At 44.2% G+C, this 23,153-nt stretch carries 36 protein-coding genes and 1 pseudogene; 2 read left to right on the top strand and 35 right to left on the bottom strand.

The window, feature by feature from the left end; all coding sequences use genetic code 11:
* Positions 1-133: 133 nt before the first annotated feature.
* From H6G26_RS03410 to H6G26_RS42035, 3 genes are all read right to left on the bottom strand, one after another.
* On the bottom strand, positions 134-1,819 hold the full coding sequence (locus H6G26_RS03410; protein WP_190727929.1) for an ABC-F family ATP-binding cassette domain-containing protein: 1,686 nt from the start codon (positions 1,817-1,819) through the stop codon (positions 134-136).
* A gap of 167 nt (positions 1,820-1,986) precedes the next feature.
* Positions 1,987-2,850, bottom strand: coding sequence for an Rpn family recombination-promoting nuclease/putative transposase (locus H6G26_RS03415; protein WP_190727930.1), 864 nt, complete (start codon positions 2,848-2,850; stop codon positions 1,987-1,989).
* Between the two features lie 204 nt (positions 2,851-3,054).
* Positions 3,055-3,219 (bottom strand): hypothetical protein, encoded by a 165-nt coding sequence (locus H6G26_RS42035; protein WP_206757530.1) that lies wholly within the window; start codon positions 3,217-3,219, stop codon positions 3,055-3,057.
* Between the two features lie 343 nt (positions 3,220-3,562).
* On the opposite strand from H6G26_RS42035, the pseudogene H6G26_RS03425 reads away from it, so the two are divergent.
* A pseudogene (locus tag H6G26_RS03425) lies at positions 3,563-4,623 on the top strand (IS630 family transposase).
* Between the two features lie 50 nt (positions 4,624-4,673).
* On the opposite strand, the gene H6G26_RS03430 reads toward H6G26_RS03425, so the two are convergent.
* Both H6G26_RS03430 and H6G26_RS03435 read right to left on the bottom strand, forming a co-directional pair.
* Positions 4,674-4,838, bottom strand: coding sequence for a DUF29 family protein (locus H6G26_RS03430; protein ID WP_190727931.1), 165 nt, complete (start codon positions 4,836-4,838; stop codon positions 4,674-4,676).
* The gene (locus H6G26_RS03435; protein ID WP_094328443.1) at positions 4,835-5,197 is read right to left on the bottom strand and encodes a helix-turn-helix transcriptional regulator; all 363 of its coding nucleotides are present in this window, start codon (positions 5,195-5,197) and stop codon (positions 4,835-4,837) included. Before H6G26_RS03435 ends, H6G26_RS03430 begins: the two co-directional genes overlap by 4 nt.
* A gap of 240 nt (positions 5,198-5,437) precedes the next feature.
* On the opposite strand from H6G26_RS03435, the gene H6G26_RS03440 reads away from it, so the two are divergent.
* On the top strand, positions 5,438-5,884 hold the full coding sequence (locus tag H6G26_RS03440) for a hypothetical protein (protein ID WP_190727932.1): 447 nt from the start codon (positions 5,438-5,440) through the stop codon (positions 5,882-5,884).
* A 9-nt stretch (positions 5,885-5,893) separates the two neighbouring features.
* On the opposite strand, the gene prfA is transcribed toward H6G26_RS03440, so the two are convergent.
* The 30 genes from prfA to rplD form a co-directional block, all read right to left on the bottom strand.
* Positions 5,894-6,991: a peptide chain release factor 1 gene (prfA, locus tag H6G26_RS03445; protein WP_190727933.1), complete on the bottom strand. Its 1,098-nt coding sequence runs from the start codon at positions 6,989-6,991 to the stop codon at positions 5,894-5,896.
* Between the two features lie 103 nt (positions 6,992-7,094).
* Positions 7,095-7,337, bottom strand: a complete 243-nt coding sequence (rpmE, locus tag H6G26_RS03450) for a 50S ribosomal protein L31 (RefSeq protein WP_069070756.1) — start codon at positions 7,335-7,337, stop codon at positions 7,095-7,097.
* Between the two features lie 148 nt (positions 7,338-7,485).
* On the bottom strand, positions 7,486-7,902 hold the full coding sequence (gene rpsI, locus H6G26_RS03455; protein WP_104906415.1) for a 30S ribosomal protein S9: 417 nt from the start codon (positions 7,900-7,902) through the stop codon (positions 7,486-7,488).
* On the bottom strand, positions 7,902-8,363 hold the full coding sequence (gene rplM / locus H6G26_RS03460) for a 50S ribosomal protein L13 (RefSeq protein WP_012410699.1): 462 nt from the start codon (positions 8,361-8,363) through the stop codon (positions 7,902-7,904). Before rplM ends, rpsI begins: the two co-directional genes overlap by 1 nt.
* Positions 8,364-8,428: 65 nt before the next feature.
* Positions 8,429-9,277, bottom strand: coding sequence for a tRNA pseudouridine(38-40) synthase TruA (gene truA / locus H6G26_RS03465; RefSeq protein WP_190727934.1), 849 nt, complete (start codon positions 9,275-9,277; stop codon positions 8,429-8,431).
* Between the two features lie 89 nt (positions 9,278-9,366).
* Positions 9,367-9,717: a 50S ribosomal protein L17 gene (rplQ, locus tag H6G26_RS03470; protein ID WP_118167591.1), complete on the bottom strand. Its 351-nt coding sequence runs from the start codon at positions 9,715-9,717 to the stop codon at positions 9,367-9,369.
* A 32-nt stretch (positions 9,718-9,749) separates the two neighbouring features.
* Positions 9,750-10,697 carry a DNA-directed RNA polymerase subunit alpha gene (locus H6G26_RS03475; RefSeq protein ID WP_190727935.1) on the bottom strand — a complete coding sequence of 316 codons (948 nt, stop codon included), beginning with the start codon at positions 10,695-10,697 and terminating at the stop codon, positions 9,750-9,752.
* 326 nt (positions 10,698-11,023) lie between these two features.
* Entirely contained in the window at positions 11,024-11,419 is a 396-nt protein-coding gene (gene rpsK / locus H6G26_RS03480; RefSeq protein WP_012410703.1) for a 30S ribosomal protein S11, read from the bottom strand.
* A 54-nt stretch (positions 11,420-11,473) separates the two neighbouring features.
* On the bottom strand, positions 11,474-11,854 hold the full coding sequence (rpsM, locus tag H6G26_RS03485) for a 30S ribosomal protein S13 (protein ID WP_190727936.1): 381 nt from the start codon (positions 11,852-11,854) through the stop codon (positions 11,474-11,476).
* Positions 11,855-11,967: 113 nt separating this feature from the next.
* On the bottom strand, positions 11,968-12,081 hold the full coding sequence (rpmJ, locus tag H6G26_RS03490) for a 50S ribosomal protein L36 (RefSeq protein ID WP_015129703.1): 114 nt from the start codon (positions 12,079-12,081) through the stop codon (positions 11,968-11,970).
* Between the two features lie 117 nt (positions 12,082-12,198).
* Complete coding sequence (gene infA / locus H6G26_RS03495) at positions 12,199-12,423, bottom strand: translation initiation factor IF-1 (RefSeq protein ID WP_006276978.1); 225 nt, start codon at positions 12,421-12,423, stop codon at positions 12,199-12,201.
* Positions 12,424-12,601: 178 nt separating this feature from the next.
* On the bottom strand, positions 12,602-13,156 hold the full coding sequence (locus tag H6G26_RS03500; protein ID WP_190727937.1) for an adenylate kinase: 555 nt from the start codon (positions 13,154-13,156) through the stop codon (positions 12,602-12,604).
* A 2-nt stretch (positions 13,157-13,158) separates the two neighbouring features.
* Entirely contained in the window at positions 13,159-14,469 is a 1,311-nt protein-coding gene (gene secY, locus H6G26_RS03505) for a preprotein translocase subunit SecY (RefSeq protein ID WP_190727938.1), read from the bottom strand.
* 74 nt (positions 14,470-14,543) lie between these two features.
* On the bottom strand, positions 14,544-14,987 hold the full coding sequence (gene rplO, locus H6G26_RS03510) for a 50S ribosomal protein L15 (protein WP_190727939.1): 444 nt from the start codon (positions 14,985-14,987) through the stop codon (positions 14,544-14,546).
* 48 nt (positions 14,988-15,035) lie between these two features.
* Positions 15,036-15,563 carry a 30S ribosomal protein S5 gene (rpsE, locus tag H6G26_RS03515; protein WP_190727940.1) on the bottom strand — a complete coding sequence of 176 codons (528 nt, stop codon included), beginning with the start codon at positions 15,561-15,563 and terminating at the stop codon, positions 15,036-15,038.
* A gap of 110 nt (positions 15,564-15,673) precedes the next feature.
* Positions 15,674-16,036: a 50S ribosomal protein L18 gene (rplR, locus tag H6G26_RS03520; protein ID WP_100901248.1), complete on the bottom strand. Its 363-nt coding sequence runs from the start codon at positions 16,034-16,036 to the stop codon at positions 15,674-15,676.
* A 2-nt stretch (positions 16,037-16,038) separates the two neighbouring features.
* The gene (rplF, locus tag H6G26_RS03525) at positions 16,039-16,587 is read right to left on the bottom strand and encodes a 50S ribosomal protein L6 (protein WP_190727941.1); all 549 of its coding nucleotides are present in this window, start codon (positions 16,585-16,587) and stop codon (positions 16,039-16,041) included.
* 86 nt (positions 16,588-16,673) lie between these two features.
* On the bottom strand, positions 16,674-17,075 hold the full coding sequence (rpsH, locus tag H6G26_RS03530) for a 30S ribosomal protein S8 (RefSeq protein ID WP_012410712.1): 402 nt from the start codon (positions 17,073-17,075) through the stop codon (positions 16,674-16,676).
* A gap of 20 nt (positions 17,076-17,095) precedes the next feature.
* On the bottom strand, positions 17,096-17,644 hold the full coding sequence (gene rplE / locus H6G26_RS03535) for a 50S ribosomal protein L5 (protein WP_190727942.1): 549 nt from the start codon (positions 17,642-17,644) through the stop codon (positions 17,096-17,098).
* A gap of 109 nt (positions 17,645-17,753) precedes the next feature.
* Positions 17,754-18,107 (bottom strand): 50S ribosomal protein L24, encoded by a 354-nt coding sequence (gene rplX / locus H6G26_RS03540; RefSeq protein WP_100901245.1) that lies wholly within the window; start codon positions 18,105-18,107, stop codon positions 17,754-17,756.
* Positions 18,107-18,475, bottom strand: coding sequence for a 50S ribosomal protein L14 (gene rplN, locus H6G26_RS03545; protein ID WP_069070772.1), 369 nt, complete (start codon positions 18,473-18,475; stop codon positions 18,107-18,109). Before rplN ends, rplX begins: the two co-directional genes overlap by 1 nt.
* A gap of 46 nt (positions 18,476-18,521) precedes the next feature.
* Positions 18,522-18,770: a 30S ribosomal protein S17 gene (gene rpsQ / locus H6G26_RS03550; protein ID WP_100901244.1), complete on the bottom strand. Its 249-nt coding sequence runs from the start codon at positions 18,768-18,770 to the stop codon at positions 18,522-18,524.
* A 6-nt stretch (positions 18,771-18,776) separates the two neighbouring features.
* Positions 18,777-19,004, bottom strand: coding sequence for a 50S ribosomal protein L29 (rpmC, locus tag H6G26_RS03555; protein ID WP_069070774.1), 228 nt, complete (start codon positions 19,002-19,004; stop codon positions 18,777-18,779).
* A gap of 3 nt (positions 19,005-19,007) precedes the next feature.
* Positions 19,008-19,433 (bottom strand): 50S ribosomal protein L16, encoded by a 426-nt coding sequence (rplP, locus tag H6G26_RS03560; RefSeq protein ID WP_190727943.1) that lies wholly within the window; start codon positions 19,431-19,433, stop codon positions 19,008-19,010.
* 87 nt (positions 19,434-19,520) lie between these two features.
* Positions 19,521-20,303 carry a 30S ribosomal protein S3 gene (gene rpsC, locus H6G26_RS03565; RefSeq protein ID WP_094342453.1) on the bottom strand — a complete coding sequence of 261 codons (783 nt, stop codon included), beginning with the start codon at positions 20,301-20,303 and terminating at the stop codon, positions 19,521-19,523.
* 55 nt (positions 20,304-20,358) lie between these two features.
* Positions 20,359-20,715, bottom strand: coding sequence for a 50S ribosomal protein L22 (gene rplV / locus H6G26_RS03570; RefSeq protein ID WP_190727944.1), 357 nt, complete (start codon positions 20,713-20,715; stop codon positions 20,359-20,361).
* An 81-nt stretch (positions 20,716-20,796) separates the two neighbouring features.
* On the bottom strand, positions 20,797-21,075 hold the full coding sequence (gene rpsS, locus H6G26_RS03575; protein WP_012410721.1) for a 30S ribosomal protein S19: 279 nt from the start codon (positions 21,073-21,075) through the stop codon (positions 20,797-20,799).
* Between the two features lie 99 nt (positions 21,076-21,174).
* Positions 21,175-22,038, bottom strand: a complete 864-nt coding sequence (rplB, locus tag H6G26_RS03580; protein ID WP_100901241.1) for a 50S ribosomal protein L2 — start codon at positions 22,036-22,038, stop codon at positions 21,175-21,177.
* A gap of 102 nt (positions 22,039-22,140) precedes the next feature.
* A complete protein-coding gene (locus tag H6G26_RS03585; RefSeq protein ID WP_012410723.1) occupies positions 22,141-22,455 on the bottom strand; it encodes a 50S ribosomal protein L23 in 315 nt (104 codons plus the stop codon).
* Entirely contained in the window at positions 22,448-23,086 is a 639-nt protein-coding gene (gene rplD / locus H6G26_RS03590; RefSeq protein WP_190727987.1) for a 50S ribosomal protein L4, read from the bottom strand. The genes H6G26_RS03585 and rplD overlap by 8 nt, the downstream gene beginning before the upstream one ends.
* Positions 23,087-23,153 lie beyond the last annotated feature (67 nt).

The following is a 23,153-nucleotide window of genomic DNA, read 5'->3' on the forward strand; positions in this document are numbered from 1 at the left end:
TATGAAAGACTTTCAATTTTTTGAATAATTTTTTAAACTTTAGCAATTTTTCTGTAGTGTTGCCGATCGCTAATAACAAGTGATTACTTAGTAGTAGTATTTTAGCACTACTACTAAGTCTGTACTCGATCTCTTATTTCTTTTTACTGGAAGCTTTTGCAGCTTTTTTAGCAGCTTTTTCAGCAGCGATCGCAGCTAATTTTGCTTGTTCTTTTTCTTCGACAATTTTCTGGAGATAGTAATGATAATCTCCTAAGTAAACGCGGAATTCCCCATCACGGATTTCGACGATTTTATTAGCTACTTGAGAAATAAAGTAGCGGTCATGGGAAACTACAATTGCCGTACCATCATAATTTTTGAGCGCTTCTTCCAGCATTTCCTTCGCTGGAATATCTAGGTGGTTTGTCGGCTCATCTAAAATTAGTAAGTTCGCAGGACGTAAGAGCATTTTTGCCAGCGCCAAACGAGCTTTTTCTCCTCCACTTAATGCCCCAACTGCCTTAAATACAGTATCACCAGTAAATAAGAAGCGTCCCAAAAGCGTGCGGACTTCTTGATTATCCCAGTCTGGAACTTCATCATGGATAGTTTCCATGACAGTTTTCTTCAAGTCTAAAGCTTCAGCTTGATTTTGCTCAAAGTAACCAGGAATAACGTTGTGATCCCCTAATTGAACGCTACCTTCTGTGGGTGGTTCCATACCCATAATTACGCGCAGAAGAGTAGATTTTCCAGCACCGTTGGGGCCAAGAAATGCAATGCGATCGCCCCTTTCAATTAACAGATTTGCTGCCAAAAACAGAATTTTATCACCGTAAAGATGAGTTAAATCTTTAATTTCTACTACTTCGCGTCCACTGCGGGGTGCAGGGGGAAAACGGAAGTGTAGAGTTCTTACCCCAGCGATAGGTGCTTCAATGCGCTCAATTTTGTCGAGTTGCTTTTCCCGGCTTTTTGCCTGGGTACTGCGGGTAGCACTGGCGCGAAATCTATCAACAAAGGTTTGCTGTTTCTCTAATTCTTTTTGCTGACGTTCGTAAGCACTAAGCTGTGCTGATTGACTTTCGGCTTTTTGTTCCAAATATGCTGAGTAGTTACCAAGGTAGGTACTGGAAACACCACGTTCAGTTTCTACAATTTGGGTGCAGAGGCGGTCAAGGAACTCCCGGTCATGGGAGACTATTACCATCGGCGTAATTAGCCCTCTGAGGTAATTTTCCAACCACTCAATGGTTTCTAAATCTAGGTGGTTAGTCGGTTCATCCAGCAGTAACAAGTCGGGTTTTTGCAGCAGAATTTTTCCTAAACTCATCCGCATTTGCCAACCACCACTGAAGGCACTAACGAGGCGATCGCCATCTTCTAGCCCAAACCCCATCTCTGGTAAAATTTTCCCGATGCGTGCATCTAAGTTGTAGCCATCCAAGGCTTCAAATTTGCGCTGCAACCGATCCAACTTGTCGATCAGTCGATCCAGTTCCTCTGGGCTAGCCGTTTCCATCTCTTGTGGCACATGCGCTAGAGATAACTGTACTTCGTTGGCTTCTTTAAAGACAGTCCAAAATTCTTCTCTAACGGTGCGGGTGGGGTCTACTTCAAACTCTTGGTTGAGGTAGGCTATGTGTAAGCTATTAGGACGGATAATTACGCCAGAGGTGGGTTCCATTTCCCCAGAAATGATCTTTAACTGGGTGGATTTTCCAGCACCGTTGACACCGACTAAGCCAATGCGATCGCCTGGTTTAACTTCCCAGTTGATATCTTTGAGAACTTCGCCTGTGGGATAAATTTTACTTATATGTTCTAGTCGCAGCATTAAGTTTCTCTCAGGTAGGGAGTGGGTGGTTGAGGACGAAGTACTAACACCGCCTCTAATATTAACAAAAATTAACTATAAATTCGTCGTGACAAAGTCTGGAAGCCGCAAACCAAATTTGGCTTGAGCCACGGATAAAATTTACCACATCTATCTCAAGGCTGGCTTTATATTACTTGTCTAACTTCTTCGACATTCAAATCTAACGCCTCTGCTATTTGTTCTACAGTCAACCCTACTGCCAACATTGCTGTTACTGCTTTTAGTTTCCCCTTAATCTCACCTCTAACCTCACCTTGTTCAATGCCTTGTTCAATGCCTTGTTCAATGCCTTGTTCAATGCCTTGTTCAATGCCTTGTTCAACACCTTCCTGGAAGGCTTCCTGATAAAATCTGGTTTGCTTTAACTCGCTTAATCCAAACATTTCCTCCATTTCCTCCCTACTCATTGTGGGAAACTTGTAAGCCAAAATAGTCTCTATAAATTGTAATAATTGCTGCTGTTTTGGTGGTGAACTTATCTCTGACTTGGTTCTGTCTATCAACTCCCTTACTTGTGCGATTGCAATGTCTTCGCTTGCAATTACTAATTTAGCAGTTGCAATGCCAATTGGAAGCGATGCACCTTCACCTAATTCATCCAAATAAATGCGCCTGACGCGCCCACTTGTGAAAAACTCACGGTAATGTTTGATATCGCCTGTATCTACATTCCTGTTGGGGTATAAAGCTACAGCACCCCAGTCATTTAATGGTTGATTCTGACGGAGGTATAAACATATTTCTGCAATTAGCCGTGAATAAATTTCCCCATCTGCTTGAAATTGCACTTCAACAAAGTAAATCGGGTTCTCGCTTCCTTGCGTCGGTAGAAACACACCATCGATTCTGAAGGCTGTTTGTTTGATTTCAACTGATGAAAATTGATAAAAGCTAGCTTCTTCTGGAGGATTACCAATAAGTTCAAAGAAGATATCAGGGAACTCTTGAAACAGCCGATATAAGTAAAACTGCGATCGCTCTAGTTCCATGCTATTTCACTGGCATATTCTGGTTTAAAAATCCCACCAAATTACCTTGATGATAAACTGGTATATTAAAGATTATTTGTTTTAAGTTGTTAATCTAAAGGCTCATTACGTAGCGACCTAGCTGCACCCCTAAATATTTTAAGATTGCACCATTTTAAAACCATTTATTCCTTAACTGCCAGTAAAATACCCTATCACTGGCGATTATAAATCGCAGACTCCACCAAGATTTTCTCCATCTTTAAAAGCTGCCATAGAACCCCATAGTCGAGCTATTGCAGTTTGAATTTCTTCCCTTTCAGGCAAATACCATATTTCTCGACTAATTTCATTACACTGTAAAGGAGTTAAAAAATTTGGCTCTGACAAAGCTTGCTGAATATATTTATTAAGCTGGGAGAGTTTGTCCGATTCAATCTCCGATGAATATATTTGTATGCATTCTATTGCCCATTGGATTGCCAAACTATAGTGATATTTTTGTAATTTCAGTGCAATTGGATGAGCCCAAAGTATTTATTTTTGCGCTATAGTTTGTTTTACATTTTCTATTACTTGTTTCATAGATGTAACTATATCTAACTAACTTGGAGTAAAACTTATAAGTATATAATTTTTTTCACCTCGTTCTATTTAAGGTATCTCCAAATAACAAATGATATCATGTCCGGGTAATCACTTATTATAAAAGAGGTGAGTGCAAAGATGACCAATGCCGAAACGAATTAGTGTAGCCACACATCTAAGTATTGAAGAGCTAGAATAACGTTACCGTCAGGCTAAAGACGGCATAGAAAGCCGTCAGTACCAGATTATTTGGTTAGTAGCCCAAGGCAAAAAAACGGAAGAAATCGAGGAAATAACGGGCTACAGCAGAACCTGGATGTACGCATTGGTAAAAAGATACAACGAGTTAGGAGTGCAAGGATTAGGCGATCGCAGAGTATTCAACCAAGGTACACAGCCACTAGTGGATGATATCGAGCAGGCACAGTTATGGCAAGCGTTACAAGAAAAAACACCGGATGGAGGATTATGGAATGGCAGGAAGGTGGCAGATTGGTTAAGTGAAGTAACAGGAACTCATATTAGCAGACAGAGGGGATGGGAAATATTGCGGCAGATGACTTTTAGGCTCAGAGTACCCCGTCCGTCTCACACAAAAAGCGACCCTTTTGAGCAAGAAGCCTGGAAAAAAAAATAGCTACAGAAGTAGAAGAACTTCAAGCCAACTACCCAGATGCGGAAATTCAGTTGTGGTGCGAAGATGAACATCGCTTGGGACTCAAACCAGTTTTGCGACGAGTTTACGTCCCAGAAGGAGAAACACCAATCGCTGATGTAAATTGGCGGTTTAAATGGCTATGGTTGTATGCTTTTGTACATCCGAAAACAGGAGTTACTTATTGGTGGATTCTTCCTTATGTCAATACAGAGCTATTTAACAAGGTTTTAGCGGATTTTGCTCAAGAATTTGGTTTAGGTGCTGATAAACGTATTTTGTTAGCTGTTGACCAAGCAGGATGGCATACCAGCAAGGGTTTGGAGATTCCTGAAGGGCTACACTTAATGTTTTTGCCATCTCACTCACCCGAATTACAGCCCGCAGAAAAGCTGTGGACTTTGGTTGACGAACCAATTGCTAATCGCTCTTTTGAGACACTCAATGATTTAGAGAATGTTTTGTTTCATCGGTGTCAATCTTTACTCCAACAGACAGAGTTAATTCGTGGCTTAACTGGTTTTTATTGGTGGCTTCAAATTGGTGTTTAATCGTAAGTCATTACCCGGACATGATATGAGCCTCATAAAAATGGTAGTAATTATCCTTCCCAGCCTTGACGAGTATCGCACAGAAAATTCTCTGCGATCGCATCATCAAATAAATAAGGGCAATGCTCTGGAAAAGTTCGTAATGGTAAGTTAGTTTCTCTTAGCCATAAATTAACACCCGCTTCAAAACCATCTAGCAAGACTTCTTCTATCAACTTGCTTTTGCTTCATCCCCGGATGCTTCAGCCACAGCCGCCAATCTCTCTGCCGCAGCTTGCACAATTTGAGCCACTTGAGCCAAAGGCATGTGCTGGATTTGTCTAAGAATCAGACTCAAATCTGAGGTTTCTGGAATTGGCTTGCCATCTATGCAGCTAATTAACTCTTCCATTGTGTAGCCTGCTTTCGATGCGATTCGAGCCAAATTTTCTGTATCTGGCACCTTCACACCTTTTTCCCACATCTGAACAGCAGTAGCAGATACCCCCAAAAGCTTACCAAATGCTCGCTGACTCATTGAACCGCGAGCTAGTTTAATGATTTCAATCAGTTTTTGTTTGCTTTCGATCTTCACTGCTTATATAGCTAGCCAACTGTATTTACAAGTCTACTTTCAATATTACAAGTTTACTTTTATATTGACAGCCTTGTGTTTTAGTACTAAACTATATCTCTGGTTGTAAATCGGCAACTACAGGCATCAAGCTAGTAGAATAACCCATCTATCTTTAACCAACCCAAAAAACTTAGTTTGCTACGGCGCTTGTGCTAGTAGTTCAACTTTGCTGCGAAGAAATAATATCGAAGGTGCATCATGTTTCGCAAGCCACGCAAAATTAACCAATATCGCCGCAAAGGTAAAAATCTTATAGCCACTAATAAAATTAAACCAGAACAGTGGAACATTTCTGACACAGAAACCAAAGAAGCTTTAAAGGTTAAAGGCTACGATGTTAAGCAAATTAAAAAAATCCACCTTCTGAAGCATCAAGTGTGTATTTCCTACTGGGATGCAAAAGGCAATATATGCAGCAGCTTTTTTAGCTACCGGATTTTTGCGCGTTGGCAAGAAGAAACGGAAAAGCTAATTTATACCTGTCAAACGCTGAAGGAATGGGCGAAGCTAAATTACGTTATGAAGTACGAATTTGCTTATTACCATTATCCAAGTGAAATAGAAGATACACTCCACGCAATATTAGAAAACCACCTGTCTGTGTTAAAAGCAACAGTACAACAAGTGGTTTTACAGGATATTTAACAGCAAAAATTAGTTAGCGCCAGAAGTCGCTAACTCCGCCAGACGCTCTTGTTGGTCTAGAGATATACAAGACTGGATAAGTGTCTCTAAATCACCATCCAAAACAGGGGTAAGGGAATAATTCTGACCTAACCGATGATCGGTAGCGCGGTTATCTTTATAATTATAGGTGCGAATTTTTTCTGATCGCGATCCAGTACCAACTTGCGATCGCCGCATGGAAGTAACAGCTGCTTGTTGTTCGCCTAACTTGATGTCATACAACTTCGCCCGCAGAATTTGCATTGCCCGTTCTTTGTTTTGCAATTGGCTGCGTTCTTCTGTACAGAAAATGCGTATTCCCGTTGGTTTGTGCATCAAGTCAACGGCTGTTTCCACCTTGTTGACGTTTTGTCCACCAGCACCACCAGAACGAGCTGTGGTCATTTCAATATCTTTCGGGTCAATATGAATTTCTACATCATCAACCTCTGGCATAATCGCCACGGTAGCTGTGGAAGTATGAACCCGTCCCCCAGATTCAGTTGCCGGCACGCGCTGCACACGATGCACTCCAGCTTCAAACTTTAGCTGACTGTAAACGTCATTACCTTTGATTTCTAGAATAACCTCTTTCCAGCCACCCATTTCTCCGCGAGATTCGCTCACTAGAGAAACTTTCCAACCTTGAGTCTGGGCATAGCGGGTGTACATTTGCATCAAATCGCCAGCCCAAATACTTGCTTCATCGCCACCAGTACCAGCGCGAATTTCCAACATGATATTCTTTTCATCATTGGGGTCGCGTGGTAGCAGCAAGACTTTCAAGCGAGACTCTAAATGTTCTATTTTTTCTTCAAGTTCTTTTACTTCCAGTGATGCCATTTCTTGCAACTCTGGATCACTTGCAGATTCTTTATAAACCTGACGCGCTCCGATCAAGTCTTCTTGGGCTGTTTTCCAAATCTCATAAGTATTAACCACCTCTTCCAAAGAAGAACGAGACTTAGCAATTTCTTGATATTCATCAGGATTGCTAGCGGTATCGGGATCGCCAAGACGACGTGTTAATTCATTAAAAGTTTGTTCAACGGATTTTAGTTTGTCCAGTAAGTATGATTCAGCCATGACGAGTGCGATCGCTCCTTAAAAAATAACAAATTGGCTCGAGCATATAAATGAAAATCGACCCAGCTGATGCAGGGCCGTCGTTAACAGCAGAGCCAACCCGCTACTTTTTGTCTTGTTCGTCACCAGATGTTTGAGTGCTGCTCATACCGTACTTGCGGAGGAAGCGCTCTACTCTACCTTCAGTGTCAATAATCTTCTGAGTGCCGGTGTAAAAGGGGTGATTCCCAGACCAAACATCTACATGCAATTCTGGCTTGGTAGAGCCAATGGTCATAACAACTTGACCGTTGCAGTAAACTTTAGCATCTGGATACCACTTGGGGTGAATATCAGCTTTAGCCATTGTTCTTTTTGTGATGAATCTATATAAATTATAACTTTCAGCGTTCAATTGAAGCTAGGGAGTGGGGAGTGGGGAGATGCCCCATGCCCACTTGCCCCGAGCGTTCGCGTAGCGTCTCGCAGAGAAGGGATGCCCCATGCTCAATTCCCTAACGCTTAGAGTACTGAGGCGCTTTCCGAGCTTTATGTAAACCATATTTCTTCCGCTCTTTTGCTCTCGGATCGCGAGTCAAATAACCTTCGGTTTTCAAAGGTGGGCGGTTGTCTGGGTCGAGTTGGCACAAAGCACGAGCAACTCCCAAACGAACAGAATCAGCCTGTCCAGTCAAGCCGCCGCCTTCTGCTTTTACCAAAATGTCATATTCGTTTTCTAATCCCAGAGTTTCCAGGGGCGCTTTAATCACTCCCAGATAGTTGGGGTTGAATTGGAAATACAAGGTTCCATCTTTACCGTTCACAATCAGTTGACCAGTGCCTGGAACTAAGCGTACCCGTGCTACTGCGTTCTTACGACGGCCAGTACCCCAGTATACGGCGCGACCGCTATTAGCATCTGCTACTACCATTAATTTTCTTCTCCAGGAATTGTACTAACTTTTAGTTCTTTAGGTTTCTGAGCATCATGGGGATGCGTAGGCCCAGCGTAAACTTTCAGCTTGGTGAACAACTGCTTACCCAGGCTATTTTTAGGTAGCATACCTTTAACAGCTTGTTCTAAAATTCGCTCTGGGATGCGGTCTTGCAGTTTAGCAAAAGTTTCGGTTTTCATCCCACCAGGACGACCAGAATGGCGGCGGTAAAGCTTTTGAGTACGCTTTTTGCCTGTGACTGCTACTTTCTCGGCATTGATGACGATTACGAAGTCACCTGTATCTAGATGGGGTGTATATTCGGGTTTCTTTTTGCCTCTCAATACCTGGGCGATTTCGCTGGCGAGGCGACCGAGGCGTTTATCGGTGGCATCTACTATGTACCACTCACGCTCAAGGGTTGCTTGAGAAGGAAGGTATGTTTTAACTGTTGTCATTTGTCATTTGTCCTTTGTCATTTTTAATTTGTCATTAGTCATTTGTCTTTTGTCATTTGTAGTTACTAAGAACCAATGACTAATGACTCTTGACTAGTGACGAACTTTGGCAAGGTGTCGTACCAAATCTCTTTTGGAAAGGGAAAATCTGGATAGCCAACTCGCAACAAGCACAAGCCTTGGGGCGGGGCGGCGTGTTTCACTTCTTCCCGGCGTTCTTCTTTCCAGAGTTCGGTGAAGCTAGAAAGTGTTCGTTGTTCAGAACCTACTTGTACCAGCATCCCTACCAACAGCCGTACCATGCCATACAAAAATCCATCTGCCTGTATTTCAATATGGATAAATGGCCCACTGCGACGACACTCTGCTGCTTGCACCTCTACCCAGGAATGCGATCGCTTTGAGCCTGCACGGTGAAAAGCAGCTAAGTGATGCTTTCCCAAGAGAGGTTTCAAGGCAGCTTGAATTAAAGATTCATCCAGGGGTGCATAATAATAATGCCAACTGAAGGGTCTTACAAACAAGTTAAGCCGATCTTCAGTATATATTGTGTAGCGATACCGTCGATAGGCTGCACTAAAGCGAGCGTGCCAACGGTTATCGACACTAGCTGAAGCCCTGATTAATATATCTGGCGGCAGGTAGCTGTTAAGGATTGTTGCCCACTTGTGAGGCGGAATTAAACCTGTAGCTTCAAAATGGGCTACTTGAGCAGCAGCATGAACTCCTGAATCGGTTCGCCCAGCACCATGTAGTGTTACATGGTAGCCAAGAATAGTAGCGATCGCAATTTCAATCTCTTCTTGAACTGTCCGGTGTTGTTTTTGCCGTTGCCAGCCATGAAAATGAGTGCCCAGGTATTGGATTACCAAGGCTACTCGATGAGTTTGTGTAGGCTGGTGGCTTTCTAACATACAGATTTTGTCTTACCCTACGGGAAGCCGCCAAAGGGCGTCTATGTCAGTTGTCCTTTGTTATTCACTAATGACCAATGACTAATGACTTAAACCAATTCAATTATTGCCATTTTTGCATTATCGCCCCGACGCGGTACGGTATGCAGGATGCGGGTATAACCGCCCTGGCGATCGCCATATCGAGTAGGAGCTTGCTCAAATAGAGCGTGAACCAGTTGTTTGTCGAAGATATAGCCAAGAGCTTCCCGGCGTGCTGACAAGGAGCCATTTTTGGCTAGAGTAATCATTTTTTCCACTTCACTTCGGAGAACTTTCGCTCTAATTAAAGTGGTGGTGATTTTACCATGACGGATCAGCTCGGTGGCGAGCGATCGCAATAAAGCACGGCGTTGATCGGCTGGTTTACTGAGTTTTTTGACGCGACAACGGTGACGCATAATTATGCACTATGAATTATGAACGTTTTTTCTTAAGGGTGTTTAGAGCCTCTTTCCATTGGCAGGGTGATGCCCAAGCGGCGCTGTAAAGCTTCCACAACCTCTTCTGCTGACTTCTGACCAAAATTCTTAATTTCTAAGAGGTCTTCTTGGGTATAATCCAACAAATCTGCCACAGAGTTAACTTGTGCCCGTTTGAGACAGTTATATGCCCGCACAGAAAGTTGCAACTCTTCAATGGGTATCTGGGCAGTTGGGTCGTCTGGAATCTCTGAACCTGTGTCTGTTGGTTCTAGGGAGATGTCTTTCAAGGGGTTGAATAAATCTACCAAGATTCCAGCAGCCGAAGATAGTGCTTCTTGGGGGGAAATACTGCCGTTTGTCCAAACTTCCAACAACAGTCGGTCTTTTGGAATCAAGCCTTCCCCACGAGATTCTTCAACACTGTAGTTGACTTTTCGCACCGGCATAAATATGGAGTCGATTTGGAGAAAGTCCAACGATGTGGCTTCCTCACGTCCTCGCTCTACAGTGCGATAGCCTTTGCCTTTCTCGATCCGAAATTCCATTTCCAGCTTTCCACCCTCAGCGATGGTGGCTACATACTGGGTCGGGTCGATGACTTCTACTTCACTAGGCAAATCAAAATGTGCCGCAGTGATTGTTGCTGGCCCGCTAACGAGTAATCTACCAATTTGAGGCTGCGAGGAATAGTTTTTTAGGATAACTTCCTTCATTCTCATGAGGATTTCCAGTACATCTTCCCGCACGCCCGGAACTGTAGCAAACTCGTGTGAAACGCCTGCAATCCGCACTGCTGTAACTGCTGTGCCTTCTAGGTTGGAGAGTAAAACTCGCCGCAGTGCGTTGCCAACCGTTGTCCCTTGACCGCGTTCTAGAGGTTCCAGAACAAATTTACTGTAATGGTTCCGACTTTCTTCAGTATTCGACTCTACACATTCAATCTGAAACTGCGCCACGGATGAGCCTCCCTTTTTCTAAGGTGCTGCTAGCAGACAAATCAATTGCCTCCCGAATTGAATTTATGTCCTGTAGATTATAGGTTAATCAAACTACTAGTATGAAATTACGGTATAGTTTGACACTCCCATTGAGCTTGCAGGCGCTAATAATATTTTGGGTTCCGAAGTTTAATAGCTTTTCCCGCAGGAAAATCTGACTCACTTTTGGTAGCCCAAGGTTTCACCCAATGACAGTTCGCACGTTAGACGCTCAAGCAATCATTGCAAGTAACTTTACTTCCTTTGGTTGTAGCTTCTCGCCCTTAATGCCCAAGTCTTGGTGTTTAAACTCGACGGCGCTTGGGTGGACGGCAACCATTGTGAGGAATTGGGGTAATATCCCGGATGAGCGTAATTTCCAGTCCTGCTCCTTGAAGTGCCCGGATAGCGGTTTCTCTACCTGCTCCTGGCCCACTAACCATTACCTCAATTTGGCGCATCCCTTGATCAATGGCTCTACGGGCTGCACTTTCAGCAGCAGTTTGCGCTGCAAAGGGAGTTCCCTTTTTTGCTCCCTTAAAACCGCTAGAACCAGCACTAGCCCAGGAGATCACATCTCCATTTTGATCGGTAATGGTGACAATGCTATTGTTGAAAGTAGACTGGATGTAGGCCATCCCACTGGGTACATTCCGTTTCTGCTTCTTGCTCCCGGATTTTTTAGTTGGTTGTCTCGCCATACTTGTTTCGTTGATTTAAGGTAAAACTTGCTCAGATTAGCAAGCGTTGCAAATTTATTTCCCTGGAGCCTTCTTCTTCCCAGCCACTGTCTGCCTTCTGCCTCGACGGGTTCTGGCATTGGTGCGAGTTCTTTGTCCTCTAACTGGTAGTCCCATGCGATGACGACGTCCTCTGTAGGTACCAATGTCAACTAAGCGCTTGATGTTCAAAGACTCCAAGCGCCGCAAGTCGCCTTCAACTTGATAGTTGCTTTCTATTTCCCCTCGTAGGGTTGTTACATCGGCATCACTTAAGTCTTTAACGCGGGTGTCTGGGTTCACACCAGTAGCCGCTATAATTTCTTGAGCGCGTGATAAACCAATTCCATAAATGTAGGTCAGACCGATCTCGACGCGCTTATCGCGTGGAAGGTCTACTCCGGCAATACGTGCCACAATGAACTCTCCCTATTGTTCTCGCAATTACTGTTGGTTAAAAAAACGTGATTAATCGCGTCTTTTCGTTTTAATGATCATATGCGTGTATAAATCACTCTGTGGTTAGAGCGTTATCCTTGACGTTGCTTGTGCTTGGGGTTCACACAGATCACCATGACACGACCACGACGTTTGATCACGTTACACTTTTCACAGATTTTCTTGACTGAGGCTCTAACTTTCATGCCTTTTATTTTTTGACTCCAAATATTAAATTATAGCATTTCTAGGGAAATTAATCCAGCTAATTAACTAGTAAACAGTCAAAAGAATTGTTTTATGGTAAAATTCTCTACATATAGTTACTTCTTTCGTAGTCGATAGGTAATTCTGCCTTTGGTCAAGTCGTAAGGAGTTAACTCCACCTTGACGCGATCGCCGGGCAAAATCTTGATATAATTTCGGCGAATTTTGCCGGAAATGTGAGCTAGCACGTTAAACCCATTGTCCAAGTCAACGCGAAACATTGCGTTGGGCAGGGACTCTGTAACCGTGCCTTCCATTTCAATCAAATCTTGCTTAGACAATTTGTTTTTTCCTCAACTCAACAATTTCGTGTTCAGTTGCAGCGCTTTATCTGCAAGAGAACACACTTTAAGAAATATATCAACAGTTTATTAATATATCTTAGCTAAAATTGATCTGCTTCTTCGTAGGGGCAGTGGGGAGTATTGAGTGGTGAATGCTCTACTCCCTGTTCTCAAGTTAAGAAGTTATTACCTGTTGAAGTTCACTAGTGACATCTTCTTGGGACTGATTGCCATTGACTGTTAAAAGTTTTTGGCGATCGCGATAATAATCAATTAAAGGTTCAGTTTCAGCGCGGTATACTTCTAAACGGCGACGAATCACCTCTTCGGTATCATCTTTTCGTCCTCTAGCTAGCAAACGTTCTACCACAACATCATCCGGTGCATCTAGATTGACTACCCTTTCGCCACTCTGATGTATTGTTTCCAGCAATTCTTCTAGAAAAGCCGCTTGCGTCACTTTGCGGGGAAAACCATCAAGAATCCAACCATTTTCTGCATCTGGTTGGTTGAGGCGCTCCTGTACCAAATCCTGCACTAGCTGGTCGGGGACTAACTCGCCGCTATTTACATAGTTTTGAGCCTTGATTCCCAAATGAGTTTGCTCTTTCATGGCTTGTCTTAATATTTCACCAGTAGAAATATGGGGAATATTCAAGTGTTCAGCCAAAGTTTGAGCTTGTGTTCCTTTACCAGCTCCAGGCGGCCCCAAGAAGATTAATCGCGTCACTATTATTTCACCATTCCTTCATAGCGCTGAGAGATGACGTAAGTTTGGACTTGTTTGGCTGTCTCAATTGCCACACCAACTAAAATTAACAAAGAGGTAGCACCTATTCCCTGGAAAGTTTTCACATTCAAAGCGCTTTCCACGGCAGTGGGTATAATAGCAACCAAGCCCAAAAAGATCGCACCCAAAAAAGTAAGTCGGTTGGACACGCGTTCGATATATTCGCTAGTTGCCTTGCCGGGACGAATACCAGGAATACTAGAACCCATTTTCTTCAAGTTTTGTGCCACATCTACTGGGTTGAGAATCAACGAAGAATAAAAGTAGCTGAAGAAAACAATGGAAATCATGTAGACCAAGGCATAGACCCAGGAGCTAGAACCGCCTGGACTCAGATAAGTGTTAACTATATTGGCTAAATCGGCATTTTTAGTAAAATTGGCGATCAGCAGTGGCAAACTGAGGATGGCAGCAGCAAAAATAATTGGCATTACGCCGCCTTGATTTAGCCGCAGAGGCAGATAGCTACGCTGCTCTGCCAACACTCGCCGACCTACTTGGCGACGAGCCGAAATAATTGGGATGCGGCGCATTCCTTCTTGCACAATCACAATACCAACAATTGTTGCTAGGAAAACTAAGATCAGCACGATCACACGACCTACTGTTTCCCGACCACCCGCTTGTACCAAGTCGATGGTATCACCCAAAGCTTTTGGTAATGACGCGACAATATTGACAAAAATCAACAAAGATGCACCGTTACCTATGCCACGTTCTGTAATTAGTTCTGATGCCCACATTACGAACATAGAACCAGCAGTCAGAGCGATCGCAGTTTCAGCTACAAAGATTGGCCCTGGGTTTAAGGCAAATTGCTGGAGAAATAATGCCGAAAAAGCTGTACTTTGAAGAATTGCCCAAACTACGGTGACATAGCGGGTAATTTGCGATATTTTTCGCCGACCTGCTTCGCCTTCATTTTTCTGTAAATTTTCTAAAGATGGAATCGCAGCGGTCAGCAATTGGATGATAATAGACGCATTAATGAAGGGCAAAATCCCTAAAGCAAAGACTCCTAAAGTGGAAAGTCCTCGCCCGGAAAATATATCCAATAAGCCGAATATGGTATTACTACCTGATATGGCTTCGGCAAATCTTGGTCTATCAATCCCTGGTACGGGCAAGAAGATGCCCAGGCGAACCAAAATTAAAATACCGACGGTGACAAGCAGCCTACCTCTGAGGCCAGCTGCTTGTGCCATCTGCATAAAAGTTTCTTGAGCCGTTGGGGCTTTATCTCGACTGATCATAGAGTGCTACCTTTATAGTGAACCAGGCGCTGACAGCGAGTTGGCTTCTATTTAAGTGCGCTGTTCCGGCTCACTCATAAGACTTCACAACTACCACCAGCTGCCTCAATTTTGCTACGAGCTGTACCTGTGAAAGCTGCCGCTTGTACCTTAAGCGGAGTGCTCAATTCCCCGTTACCTAAAATTTTCAATGGCCCCTTCACAGCAGTAAGGATACCTGCTGCCTTCAATGAGGTCAAAGTTACTTCCGTATTAGCGGGAAGGGAGGCTAGCTTCTCTACATTAATCGTAGTGTAAATCTTCTGATTCACAATCGGAAAGCCCTTCAGCTTAGGTAAGCGGCGGTACAATGGCTGTTGACCACCTTCAAAACCTGGTCGAGTCCCGCTACCAGAGCGAGATTTTTGACCACGCATACCTAGACCAGCACTGGCACCTTGACCAGCAGAAATCCCTCTGGCTACACGCTTCTTGCGTTTCTTTGAGCCTTTTTGCGGCTTAACATCGTTGAGTCTCATGATGTAATTAGTTCTTGTTTACACAAAAGCTCTGTAAGTGCGACTCTACTAAATGTAGAGACTTTCAATAGGAATACCGCGATCTTCTGCGACTTCAGAAAGAGTCCGCAGTGTAGATAAGGCATTGACTGCGGCTCTAGCATTATTGAGCGGATTGTTAGAGCCAAGTTGCTTGGCTAAGACGTTACGAACTCCTGCCAATTCCAACACAGTCCGCACAGCACCACCAGCAATTACCCCAGTACCAGGTGAAGCTGGGCGCATCATCACTTTCGCACCACCACCGACACCATCAATGGGATGGGGAATGGAGTTGGATTTGGTGATTGGGATATCAATAAGGTGTTTTTTGCCGTCGGCTACGCCTTTTTTGACGGCACCAATTACATCTGAAGCTTTGCCTACTCCGACACCAACTTGACCGCGTTCGTTACCGACAACAACGATCGCTCTAAAGCTGAGTTTTTTACCACCTTTGACGACCTTGCTCACGCGGCGGATTTGGATAACCCGCTCTTGCCAAGTAGTTTCTTCTTTTTTGGCACGCTTTGTTTTACTTTTACGCTCTGTTGCCATAATTTATGCTCTGGTGAACGTCATTTGTCTTTATGTCATTTGATCTTTATGTCATTTGTCCTTTGTCATTTGTCCAATGACTAATGACCAATGACTAATGACCAATGACTTTAGAAATCTAAACCAGCTTCGCGTGCTGCATCAGCTAATGCTTTGACACGGCCATGATATAAGTTACCACCGCGATCAAAGACTACTTTGGTGATGCCTTTTTCTAGCGATCGCACTGCGATCAACTTACCAACTTGCACCGATGCGTCGCGGTTTGCACATGACGCTAAACTAGATTTCAGTTCTGGTTCTACAGTCGATGCTGCCACGATGGTTTGATGCTGAGTATCATCAATTATCTGGGCGTAAATATGCTCATTAGAACGAAATACCGCTAAACGCGGACGTTCTGTAGAGCCAATAACTTTGCCACGAACGCGTCGATGACGACGGTTTTTTGATTCTCTACGAGTAAGTTTCATTTCTACTTCTTACCACCCTTACCAGTCTTACCAGCTTTCCGTCTGACCACTTCACCGGCATAGCGAATGCCTTTACCTTTGTAAGGTTCTGGTGGACGAACGGCACGAACTTTGGCAGCTGTGTTACCTACAATTTCTTTGTCATAGCCGCTGACAATGACGTTAGTGGTACCTTCTACTGCAAACTGAATTCCATCTGGTGGTTCAATTTGCACCTGATGGCTATAACCCATATTCAAAACTAGGTTACGCCCTTGAAGTTGTGCCCGGTAACCAACACCTTGAATTTCTAAACGGCGTTGAAAACCTTGAGAAACTCCCTCAACCATGTTGGCAACTAAAGTGCGGCTCAAGCCGTGCAGTTGCTTTGAAGTACGAGTTTCATCCCGACGATTTACGTGTAATATTTCTCCCTCTTGAGAGAGTGAAACATTTGGTGTAAGAGTGCGAGAAAGTTCTCCTTTCGGGCCTTTCACCACAATATTCGTACCATCGATCGCCACTTGAACTTTGGCGGGAATAGTAATTGGACGTTTACCGATACGAGACATGACTTTTTGTCCTTTGTTATTTGTCCTTTGTTATTTGTCCTTTGTCTTTCATTAATGACAAGTGACAAATGACTAATGACCAATGACTACCAAACGTAACAAAGCACTTCGCCACCCAAGTTCTGACGCCGCGCTTCGCGGTCAGTCATAATCCCACTGGATGTAGAAATAATGGCAATGCCAATGCCGCCTAGTACTCTTGGTAATTCTTTTCTGTTGGAGTAAACACGCAAGCCTGGCTTACTCACTCGCTTTAAGGCGGTGATTAGAGGCTGACGATTCTTACCTTTGTATTTCAGGGAAATCACTAGGTTGTGCTTTACCCCTTCTTCTGCTTCTTCGATTTCAGCAATAAAGCCTTCCTCCCGTAGCACTTTGGCAATGCTGCGGGTCATTTTTGTAGCTGGCACTTGTGTAGTTTGATGCCGCGCCAGGTTGGCATTGCGGATGCGCGTCAGCATATCTGCAATTGTGTCGTTAGCCGCCATCGTTCCCTCTATAGATGAACTTACTGATCGCGAAAGGGCATTCCTAATTCTTTAAGTAAGGCGCGACCCTCTTCGTCGTTTGTTGCTGTGGTGATGATGGAAATATCCATCCCACGTACTTGATCAACGCTGTCGTATTCGACTTCTGGGAAAATTAGCTGTTCTCTCACACCCAGAGTATAGTTACCCCGTCCGTCAAAGCTTTTAGGGCTAACGCCGCGAAAATCTCGAATTCTGGGCAGTGATAGGCTAACCAGTCGGTCAAAAAAGGCATACATCCGTTCGGCTCTGAGGGTAACCATGATTCCCACAGGCATCCCTTGACGAATCTTAAAGCCAGCGATCGCTTTTTTTGCCCGTGTCACCACTGGCTTTTGACCTGTTACCAGCGCAATTTCGTTGATGGATGCTTCCAGCGACTTCGCATTTTGAGCTGCTTCACCCAAACCTCGGTTAATAGTAACCTTTACCAACTTCGGTACTTGATGAACGTTGGTATATTGAAACTGATTGATCAGTTTGGGGACGATTGTCTCTTGATATAAGCTTTTGAGTCTTGTTGTCGCCATAGTTTTTTGTCCTGATATCCCTGGGCTTGGTCAGGGAACAAAGTTACGAGTTATAAGTTATGGGTTATGAGTGAAATTTAATTCTTAACTCTTAATTCCTAACTTCTAACTATTTATCCAGAATCTCGCCAGTTTTTTTAAGTTTCCTGACTTTTTTGCCTTCTGAAGTAAAGGTATAACAAACACGACTGGCAACGTTTTGCTTGGTGGAATAAAGCATTACGTTGGAGCTATGAATCGGGAATTCCTGGGTTAGAATCCTTCCTGATTCCCCTTCTTGCTGGGGTTTCACGTGCTTGGTTTTAATGTTGACACCTTTGACGATGACTTTACTCAGTTGGGGAAGTGCCTGGATAATTTCACCAACTTTTCCTTTGTCTTTGCCAGCGATAACTTGTACGGTGTCGCCAGTTTTAACGTGCATTTTGTGGAATACTTTGGGCGTACCCTGTTTGGTTGCCATTAAAGCACCTCCGGAGCCAGAGAAACGATCTTGGTAAAGTTCTTATCGCGCAGTTCCCGAGCAACTGGGCCAAAAACCCGTGTGCCTCTGGGATTACCGTCTTTGTTGATGATTACAGCAGCGTTATCATCAAAGCGAATACTCATGCCACTGTCACGAGATACGGCTTTACGAGTGCGGACAATTACTGCTTCCACAACATCAGACTTTTTTACAGCCATGTTAGGTGTAGCATCTTTGACAACGGCGATAATTTTATCACCGATAAAACCATAACGGCGGTTGCCTCCACCTAAGATGCGGATGCACATTAGTTTACGGGCGCCGCTATTATCTGCGACATTCAGGTAAGTCTGGGGTTGAATCACAATTATTCTCCCTTGTGATGTTGTTAGTTTCTAACAACGATGAGGTTTAAGTAGGTTTGACGTTCAGGACTTCTGTGATTTTCCAGCGCTTGGTTTTGCTCAGGGGTCTAGTTTCCTGAATGCGAACGCGATCGCCTACTTTACACTTATTTTCTTCGTCGTGAACTTTATATCGTTGGGTGTTAACCACAATTTTGCCGTACTTGGGGTGAGGAGCGCGGTTTTCTATGGCTACAACCACAGTTTTTTGCATTTTATCGCTCACTACCAAGCCAACTCGTTCTTTAACTGCCATAATCTCCTACTTTTCTTCTTTAGCCGATTGACTTGCTGCCCGTTTGCGTTCTGTTTCTAGCGTTAACAACTGGGCTAGGCGGTGTCGCATTTGCCGGAACTGGTGGGGCTTTTCTAGTTGTCTGGTGGCTTTTTGCAAGCGCAACTGAAATAGTTGTCTTTTGATCGCGACAATTTCATCAGAGAGCTTCTCATCACTTAATTCTCTAGCTTCTGAAATCTTGGGAAGAGGCATAAGCTACTCCTGCTCCTGTGGTTGAGAGCGCACAATAAACTTGGTTTTGATGGGCAGTTTAAATGAAGCCAAACGCATAGCTTCACGGGCAATTTCTTCAGAAACCCCACCGATTTCAAACAAAATTCGTCCTGGCTTGACTACAGCTACCCAAAACTCTGGATTACCTTTACCAGAACCCATCCGGGTTTCAGCAGCACGCATGGTTACAGGTTTATCAGGGAAAATCCGAATCCAGATTTGTCCACCCCGACGAATATAACGAGTCATTGCCCGTCGAGAAGCCTCGATTTGCCGGGAAGTAATCCAAGCTGGTTCTTGTGCTTGGAGTGCAAAATCACCGAAGTTGAGGGTGCTACCACGGCTGGCTAGTCCCTCCATCCGTCCGCGCTGTTGTTTGCGGAATTTAGTTCTTCTAGGGCTTAACATGGTTGGTTACTTGTCATTTGTCATTTGTCCGTTGTCATTTGTCATCTGCCATTTCTTAATGACTAATGACTAATGACTAATGACGATTTATCCTTCATTTGAACGGTCTTCAAATTGCTGGCGACGACGTTGCTGTTGACGACGACGGGGTTCACGATCGCGATCGCGGGGATCTCGTTCCCGATCACGGCTTGCTGGTGGTAGCGGATCTGGTTCCTGTCCAGGAATAATTTCTCCCTTAAACACCCATACTTTGATACCCAAAATGCCGTAAACAGTTTTTGCGGTGCAATAAGAGTAGTCAATGTCAGCCCGTAAGGTATGTAAAGGTACTCTACCTTCACGAGTCCACTCTGTCCGGGCAATTTCTGCACCGTTGAGGCGACCGCTAACTTGGATTTTAATACCTTGGACACCAGCGCGTTGGGCACGTTGAATCGATTGACGCACTACCCGCCGAAAGGAAACCCGGCGTTCCAATTGTTGAGCAATGTATTCGGCAATTAGGTAGGCATCAGCATCAACTCGTTGAACTTCAACTACATTAATGCGAATTTGGCGATTGCTACCCAACAGTCCTTGGAGTCCGGTACGCAAAGATTCAATACCTTGTCCACCACGGCCCACTACTACACCTGGTCTAGCTGTACGTACTTCTAAATCGATTTGGTCGGCTTTACGCTCAATCCGTACCTCGGAAATACCGGCGTTGTTTTGAGCCTGTCTACCCAGCTTTTGTTCTATATATTGACGCAGTTTGTAGTCTTCTTGTAAAAGTTCTGGATAACGATCAGGAACAGCAAACCAACGGGATTGATGTTCATGTGTAATACCCAGGCGAAAACCAACTGGATGAATCTTCTGTCCCACGAATGCTTCCTCTAAAATTTCTTACTTTACGCAATTTATTTCGTGTAAAAAAAGCTTATTTTTCTGGGGCAGCTGCTACAGCCACAGTAATATGACACGTCGGTTTGCGAATTTGGTAAGCTCGACCTTGCGCTCTTGGTTGGAACCGCTTCAGCGATGGACCTTGATCGGCATAAGCCTGAGTAATTACTAGTTGAGTCCGATCTAACCCAGCGTTGTGTTCGGCATTAGCAGCAGCGCTTCTAAGAACCTTTAATATGGGTTCAGTAGCGCGATAGGGCATGAATTCCAGGATGATTAACGCTTCACGGTATGATCGCCCCCGGATTTGATCCAGTACCCGACGTACTTTGTAGGCCGAGATGCGGATAAAACGAGCGATCGCTTTTACTTCAGTAGTATTAGTAGCCATAGTTTTCTCCAATTTTGTCATTTGTCATTTGTCATTTGTCACTTGTCTTTAGCTAATGACTAATGACTTCATGACTAATGACTACCTACCTGCTTTTTTGTCACTTTTTCCATGACCCCTGTAGGTGCGCGTCGGGGCAAATTCACCCAACTTGTGCCCTACCATCTGTTCATTTACAAAAACTGGAACGTGTTGGCGTCCGTTGTGAACAGCTATGGTATGACCTACCATTAGAGGCAAAATTGTCGAAGCTCTTGACCAAGTTTTAATAACTTCTTTTCTGTTGTTGTCGTTGAGCTTTTCAATTTTCTTTAGGAGATGATCCGCAACGAAAGGACCTTTTTTTAGAGAACGACCCATAGTTCAATTTTGGATTTAGGATTTAGGAATTATGAGTGAGGAATTAGGAATTAGGAGTTAGATTTTACTCTCAACTTATAACTCTTAACTCCTAACTCCTTAAGACTCACGACCACCGCGACCGCGTTTGGAAGACTTACGGCGACGACGGATAATCAATTTGCTGCTAAGTTTTTTACGATTGCGTGTCTTCGCGCCCAATGTGGGTTTACCCCAAGGTGTAACAGGCCCTGATCTACCGATAGGTGCCCTACCCTCACCACCACCATGTGGGTGATCCACTGGGTTCATGACGCTACCTCTAACCTTAGGACGGCGACCTTTCCAACGATTTCGTCCTGCTTTACCTGCACTCAGGTTTCTCGCATCGGTGTTGCCTACTTGCCCAATGGTGGCGTAGCATTCGCGCCGAATCAAGCGGACTTCTCCTGAAGGCAATTTAAGAGTTACATAATTACCTTCTTTTGCCACAACTTGAGCGCTAGCACCAGCAGCACGGACAATTTGACCACCTTTGCCAGGAGTCAATTCTACGTTGTGAACACCAGTACCCAAGGGAATCCTTGAGAGAGGTAAAGCATTACCATCTTCAAAAGGAGCTTCAGGCCCAGAAATAATTATTGTTCCAACTTTCAATCCGTTGGGATGGAGGATATACCGTTTTTCGCCATCTTGGTAATACAAAAGGGCAATTCGGGCATTGCGGTTAGGATCGTATTCAACTGCTGCGACTTTGGCAGGAATATTATGTTTATCCCTTTTAAAATCGATGATCCGGTAAAGTTGTTTGTGTCCGCCACCCCGGCGACGACTAGTAATCCGCCCAGTATTATTCCGACCTTTGGCGCGATGCTTCGAGGTAGTTAGGGATTTTTCTGGCTCGGTTTTCGTGATCTCCGCAAAGTCAGAAACTGTAACTTGGCGAGTGCTGGGGGTATAAGGGCGATAAGAACGAGTACCCATATTTTTAAGTGCTGAGTGCTGATAGCGTTAGCGGGGCGTTTAGCCCGTGCTGAGTGCTGAGTTTTGAGTTTAGTAACTCTTAACTCCTAACTCATAACTTTGTTAAACTTCTGGGAATAGAACTTGTCTAATCTTGTCTTCATCCCCAGGTGCGACTGTAACAATAGCCCGCTTATATTGAGGTTTATAACCAATAAATTTACCAACGCGCCGCTTTTTACGTGGTGGTAAGTTGGTGTTGACTTTTACAACCTTGACCTGAAACAAGTCTTCGATTGCAGCCTTAATTTCTGGCTTAGATGCCTTTGGAATTACTTCAAAGGTGTACTTATTCTGCTCCATTAAGATGGTCGCTTTCTCGGTGACGATTGGGCGACGTACTAAGTCGGCAAGGTCACGGGGGTCAAAGCTAGGCACTGTAGACCTCCTGGATTTTTTCTAGGGCTGATGCCGTAACTACAATTTTGTCAGCGTGCAGTAAATCAAAAATATTTAGCTGGTCGGCTGCAATTAGTTTTAAATTTTCAATGTTGCGGGCTGACAAATAAACATTATCTGTATCCGCAATTTCAGACAAAATTAACAGGGACTTGCTTTCTGGTACTACTCCCCAACGGGCAAGCGCTGCCACTAAGTCTTTAGTCTTGGGGCGAGATAGTTCGCTGCTAAATTCTTCTACTACGATCAAGTCGTCAATGCGGCTTACAAATGCTGTCCGCAGTGCTAAACGTCGCTCTTTGCGGTTCAACTTGAGGTTGAAGTCTCTGGGTTTTGGCCCAAAGATCACACCACCACCACGCCACAGTGGCGAACGAATAGAACCTGCACGAGCGCGACCAGTACCTTTTTGTCTCCAAGGTTTACGGCCACCGCCTCTGACTTCAGAACGAGTTTTTGTACTGGCATTTCCTTGACGAGCATTGGTCAATTGCCGTACTAAGGCGCGGTGCACAATATGAGACGCTGTTTCTTCCTTGGCAACGCGCAACTCGAAGGTCGTCTCGCCGACCTGTTCTCCTTGCCAATTTTTAACTACGCTTTCAACCATCTTTGTTATTTGTCCTTTGTCATTGGTCATTGGTCATTTGTCTTTTGCCATTTGTCCTTAGCCAATG

The sequence above is a fragment of the Nostoc sp. FACHB-888 genome (genome assembly GCF_014696655.1).
GTDB lineage: Bacteria > Cyanobacteriota > Cyanobacteriia > Cyanobacteriales > Nostocaceae > Nostoc.

Bases quoted from the DNA above. Each gene is read 5' to 3' on its own strand.
- H6G26_RS03410 (WP_190727929.1), bottom strand. From the start codon at position 1,819: ATGCTGCGACTAGAACATATAAGTAAAATTTATCCCACAGGCGAAGTT.
- H6G26_RS03415 (WP_190727930.1), bottom strand. From the start codon at position 2,850: ATGGAACTAGAGCGATCGCAGTTTTACTTATATCGGCTGTTTCAAGAG.
- H6G26_RS03440 (WP_190727932.1), top strand. From the start codon at position 5,438: ATGTTTCGCAAGCCACGCAAAATTAACCAATATCGCCGCAAAGGTAAA.
- prfA (WP_190727933.1), bottom strand. From the start codon at position 6,991: ATGGCTGAATCATACTTACTGGACAAACTAAAATCCGTTGAACAAACT.
- rpmE (WP_069070756.1), bottom strand. From the start codon at position 7,337: ATGGCTAAAGCTGATATTCACCCCAAGTGGTATCCAGATGCTAAAGTT.
- rpsI (WP_104906415.1), bottom strand. From the start codon at position 7,902: ATGGTAGTAGCAGATGCTAATAGCGGTCGCGCCGTATACTGGGGTACT.
- rplM (WP_012410699.1), bottom strand. From the start codon at position 8,363: ATGACAACAGTTAAAACATACCTTCCTTCTCAAGCAACCCTTGAGCGT.
- truA (WP_190727934.1), bottom strand. From the start codon at position 9,277: ATGTTAGAAAGCCACCAGCCTACACAAACTCATCGAGTAGCCTTGGTA.
- rplQ (WP_118167591.1), bottom strand. From the start codon at position 9,717: ATGCGTCACCGTTGTCGCGTCAAAAAACTCAGTAAACCAGCCGATCAA.
- rpsK (WP_012410703.1), bottom strand. From the start codon at position 11,419: ATGGCGAGACAACCAACTAAAAAATCCGGGAGCAAGAAGCAGAAACGG.
- rpmJ (WP_015129703.1), bottom strand. From the start codon at position 12,081: ATGAAAGTTAGAGCCTCAGTCAAGAAAATCTGTGAAAAGTGTAACGTG.
- secY (WP_190727938.1), bottom strand. From the start codon at position 14,469: ATGATCAGTCGAGATAAAGCCCCAACGGCTCAAGAAACTTTTATGCAG.
- rplO (WP_190727939.1), bottom strand. From the start codon at position 14,987: ATGAGACTCAACGATGTTAAGCCGCAAAAAGGCTCAAAGAAACGCAAG.
- rpsE (WP_190727940.1), bottom strand. From the start codon at position 15,563: ATGGCAACAGAGCGTAAAAGTAAAACAAAGCGTGCCAAAAAAGAAGAA.
- rplR (WP_100901248.1), bottom strand. From the start codon at position 16,036: ATGAAACTTACTCGTAGAGAATCAAAAAACCGTCGTCATCGACGCGTT.
- rplF (WP_190727941.1), bottom strand. From the start codon at position 16,587: ATGTCTCGTATCGGTAAACGTCCAATTACTATTCCCGCCAAAGTTCAA.
- rpsH (WP_012410712.1), bottom strand. From the start codon at position 17,075: ATGGCGGCTAACGACACAATTGCAGATATGCTGACGCGCATCCGCAAT.
- rplE (WP_190727942.1), bottom strand. From the start codon at position 17,644: ATGGCGACAACAAGACTCAAAAGCTTATATCAAGAGACAATCGTCCCC.
- rplX (WP_100901245.1), bottom strand. From the start codon at position 18,107: ATGGCAACCAAACAGGGTACGCCCAAAGTATTCCACAAAATGCACGTT.
- rpsQ (WP_100901244.1), bottom strand. From the start codon at position 18,770: ATGGCAGTTAAAGAACGAGTTGGCTTGGTAGTGAGCGATAAAATGCAA.
- rpmC (WP_069070774.1), bottom strand. From the start codon at position 19,004: ATGCCTCTTCCCAAGATTTCAGAAGCTAGAGAATTAAGTGATGAGAAG.
- rplP (WP_190727943.1), bottom strand. From the start codon at position 19,433: ATGTTAAGCCCTAGAAGAACTAAATTCCGCAAACAACAGCGCGGACGG.
- rplV (WP_190727944.1), bottom strand. From the start codon at position 20,715: ATGGCTACTAATACTACTGAAGTAAAAGCGATCGCTCGTTTTATCCGC.
- rpsS (WP_012410721.1), bottom strand. From the start codon at position 21,075: ATGGGTCGTTCTCTAAAAAAAGGTCCTTTCGTTGCGGATCATCTCCTA.
- rplB (WP_100901241.1), bottom strand. From the start codon at position 22,038: ATGGGTACTCGTTCTTATCGCCCTTATACCCCCAGCACTCGCCAAGTT.
- rplD (WP_190727987.1), bottom strand. From the start codon at position 23,086: ATGGTTGAAAGCGTAGTTAAAAATTGGCAAGGAGAACAGGTCGGCGAG.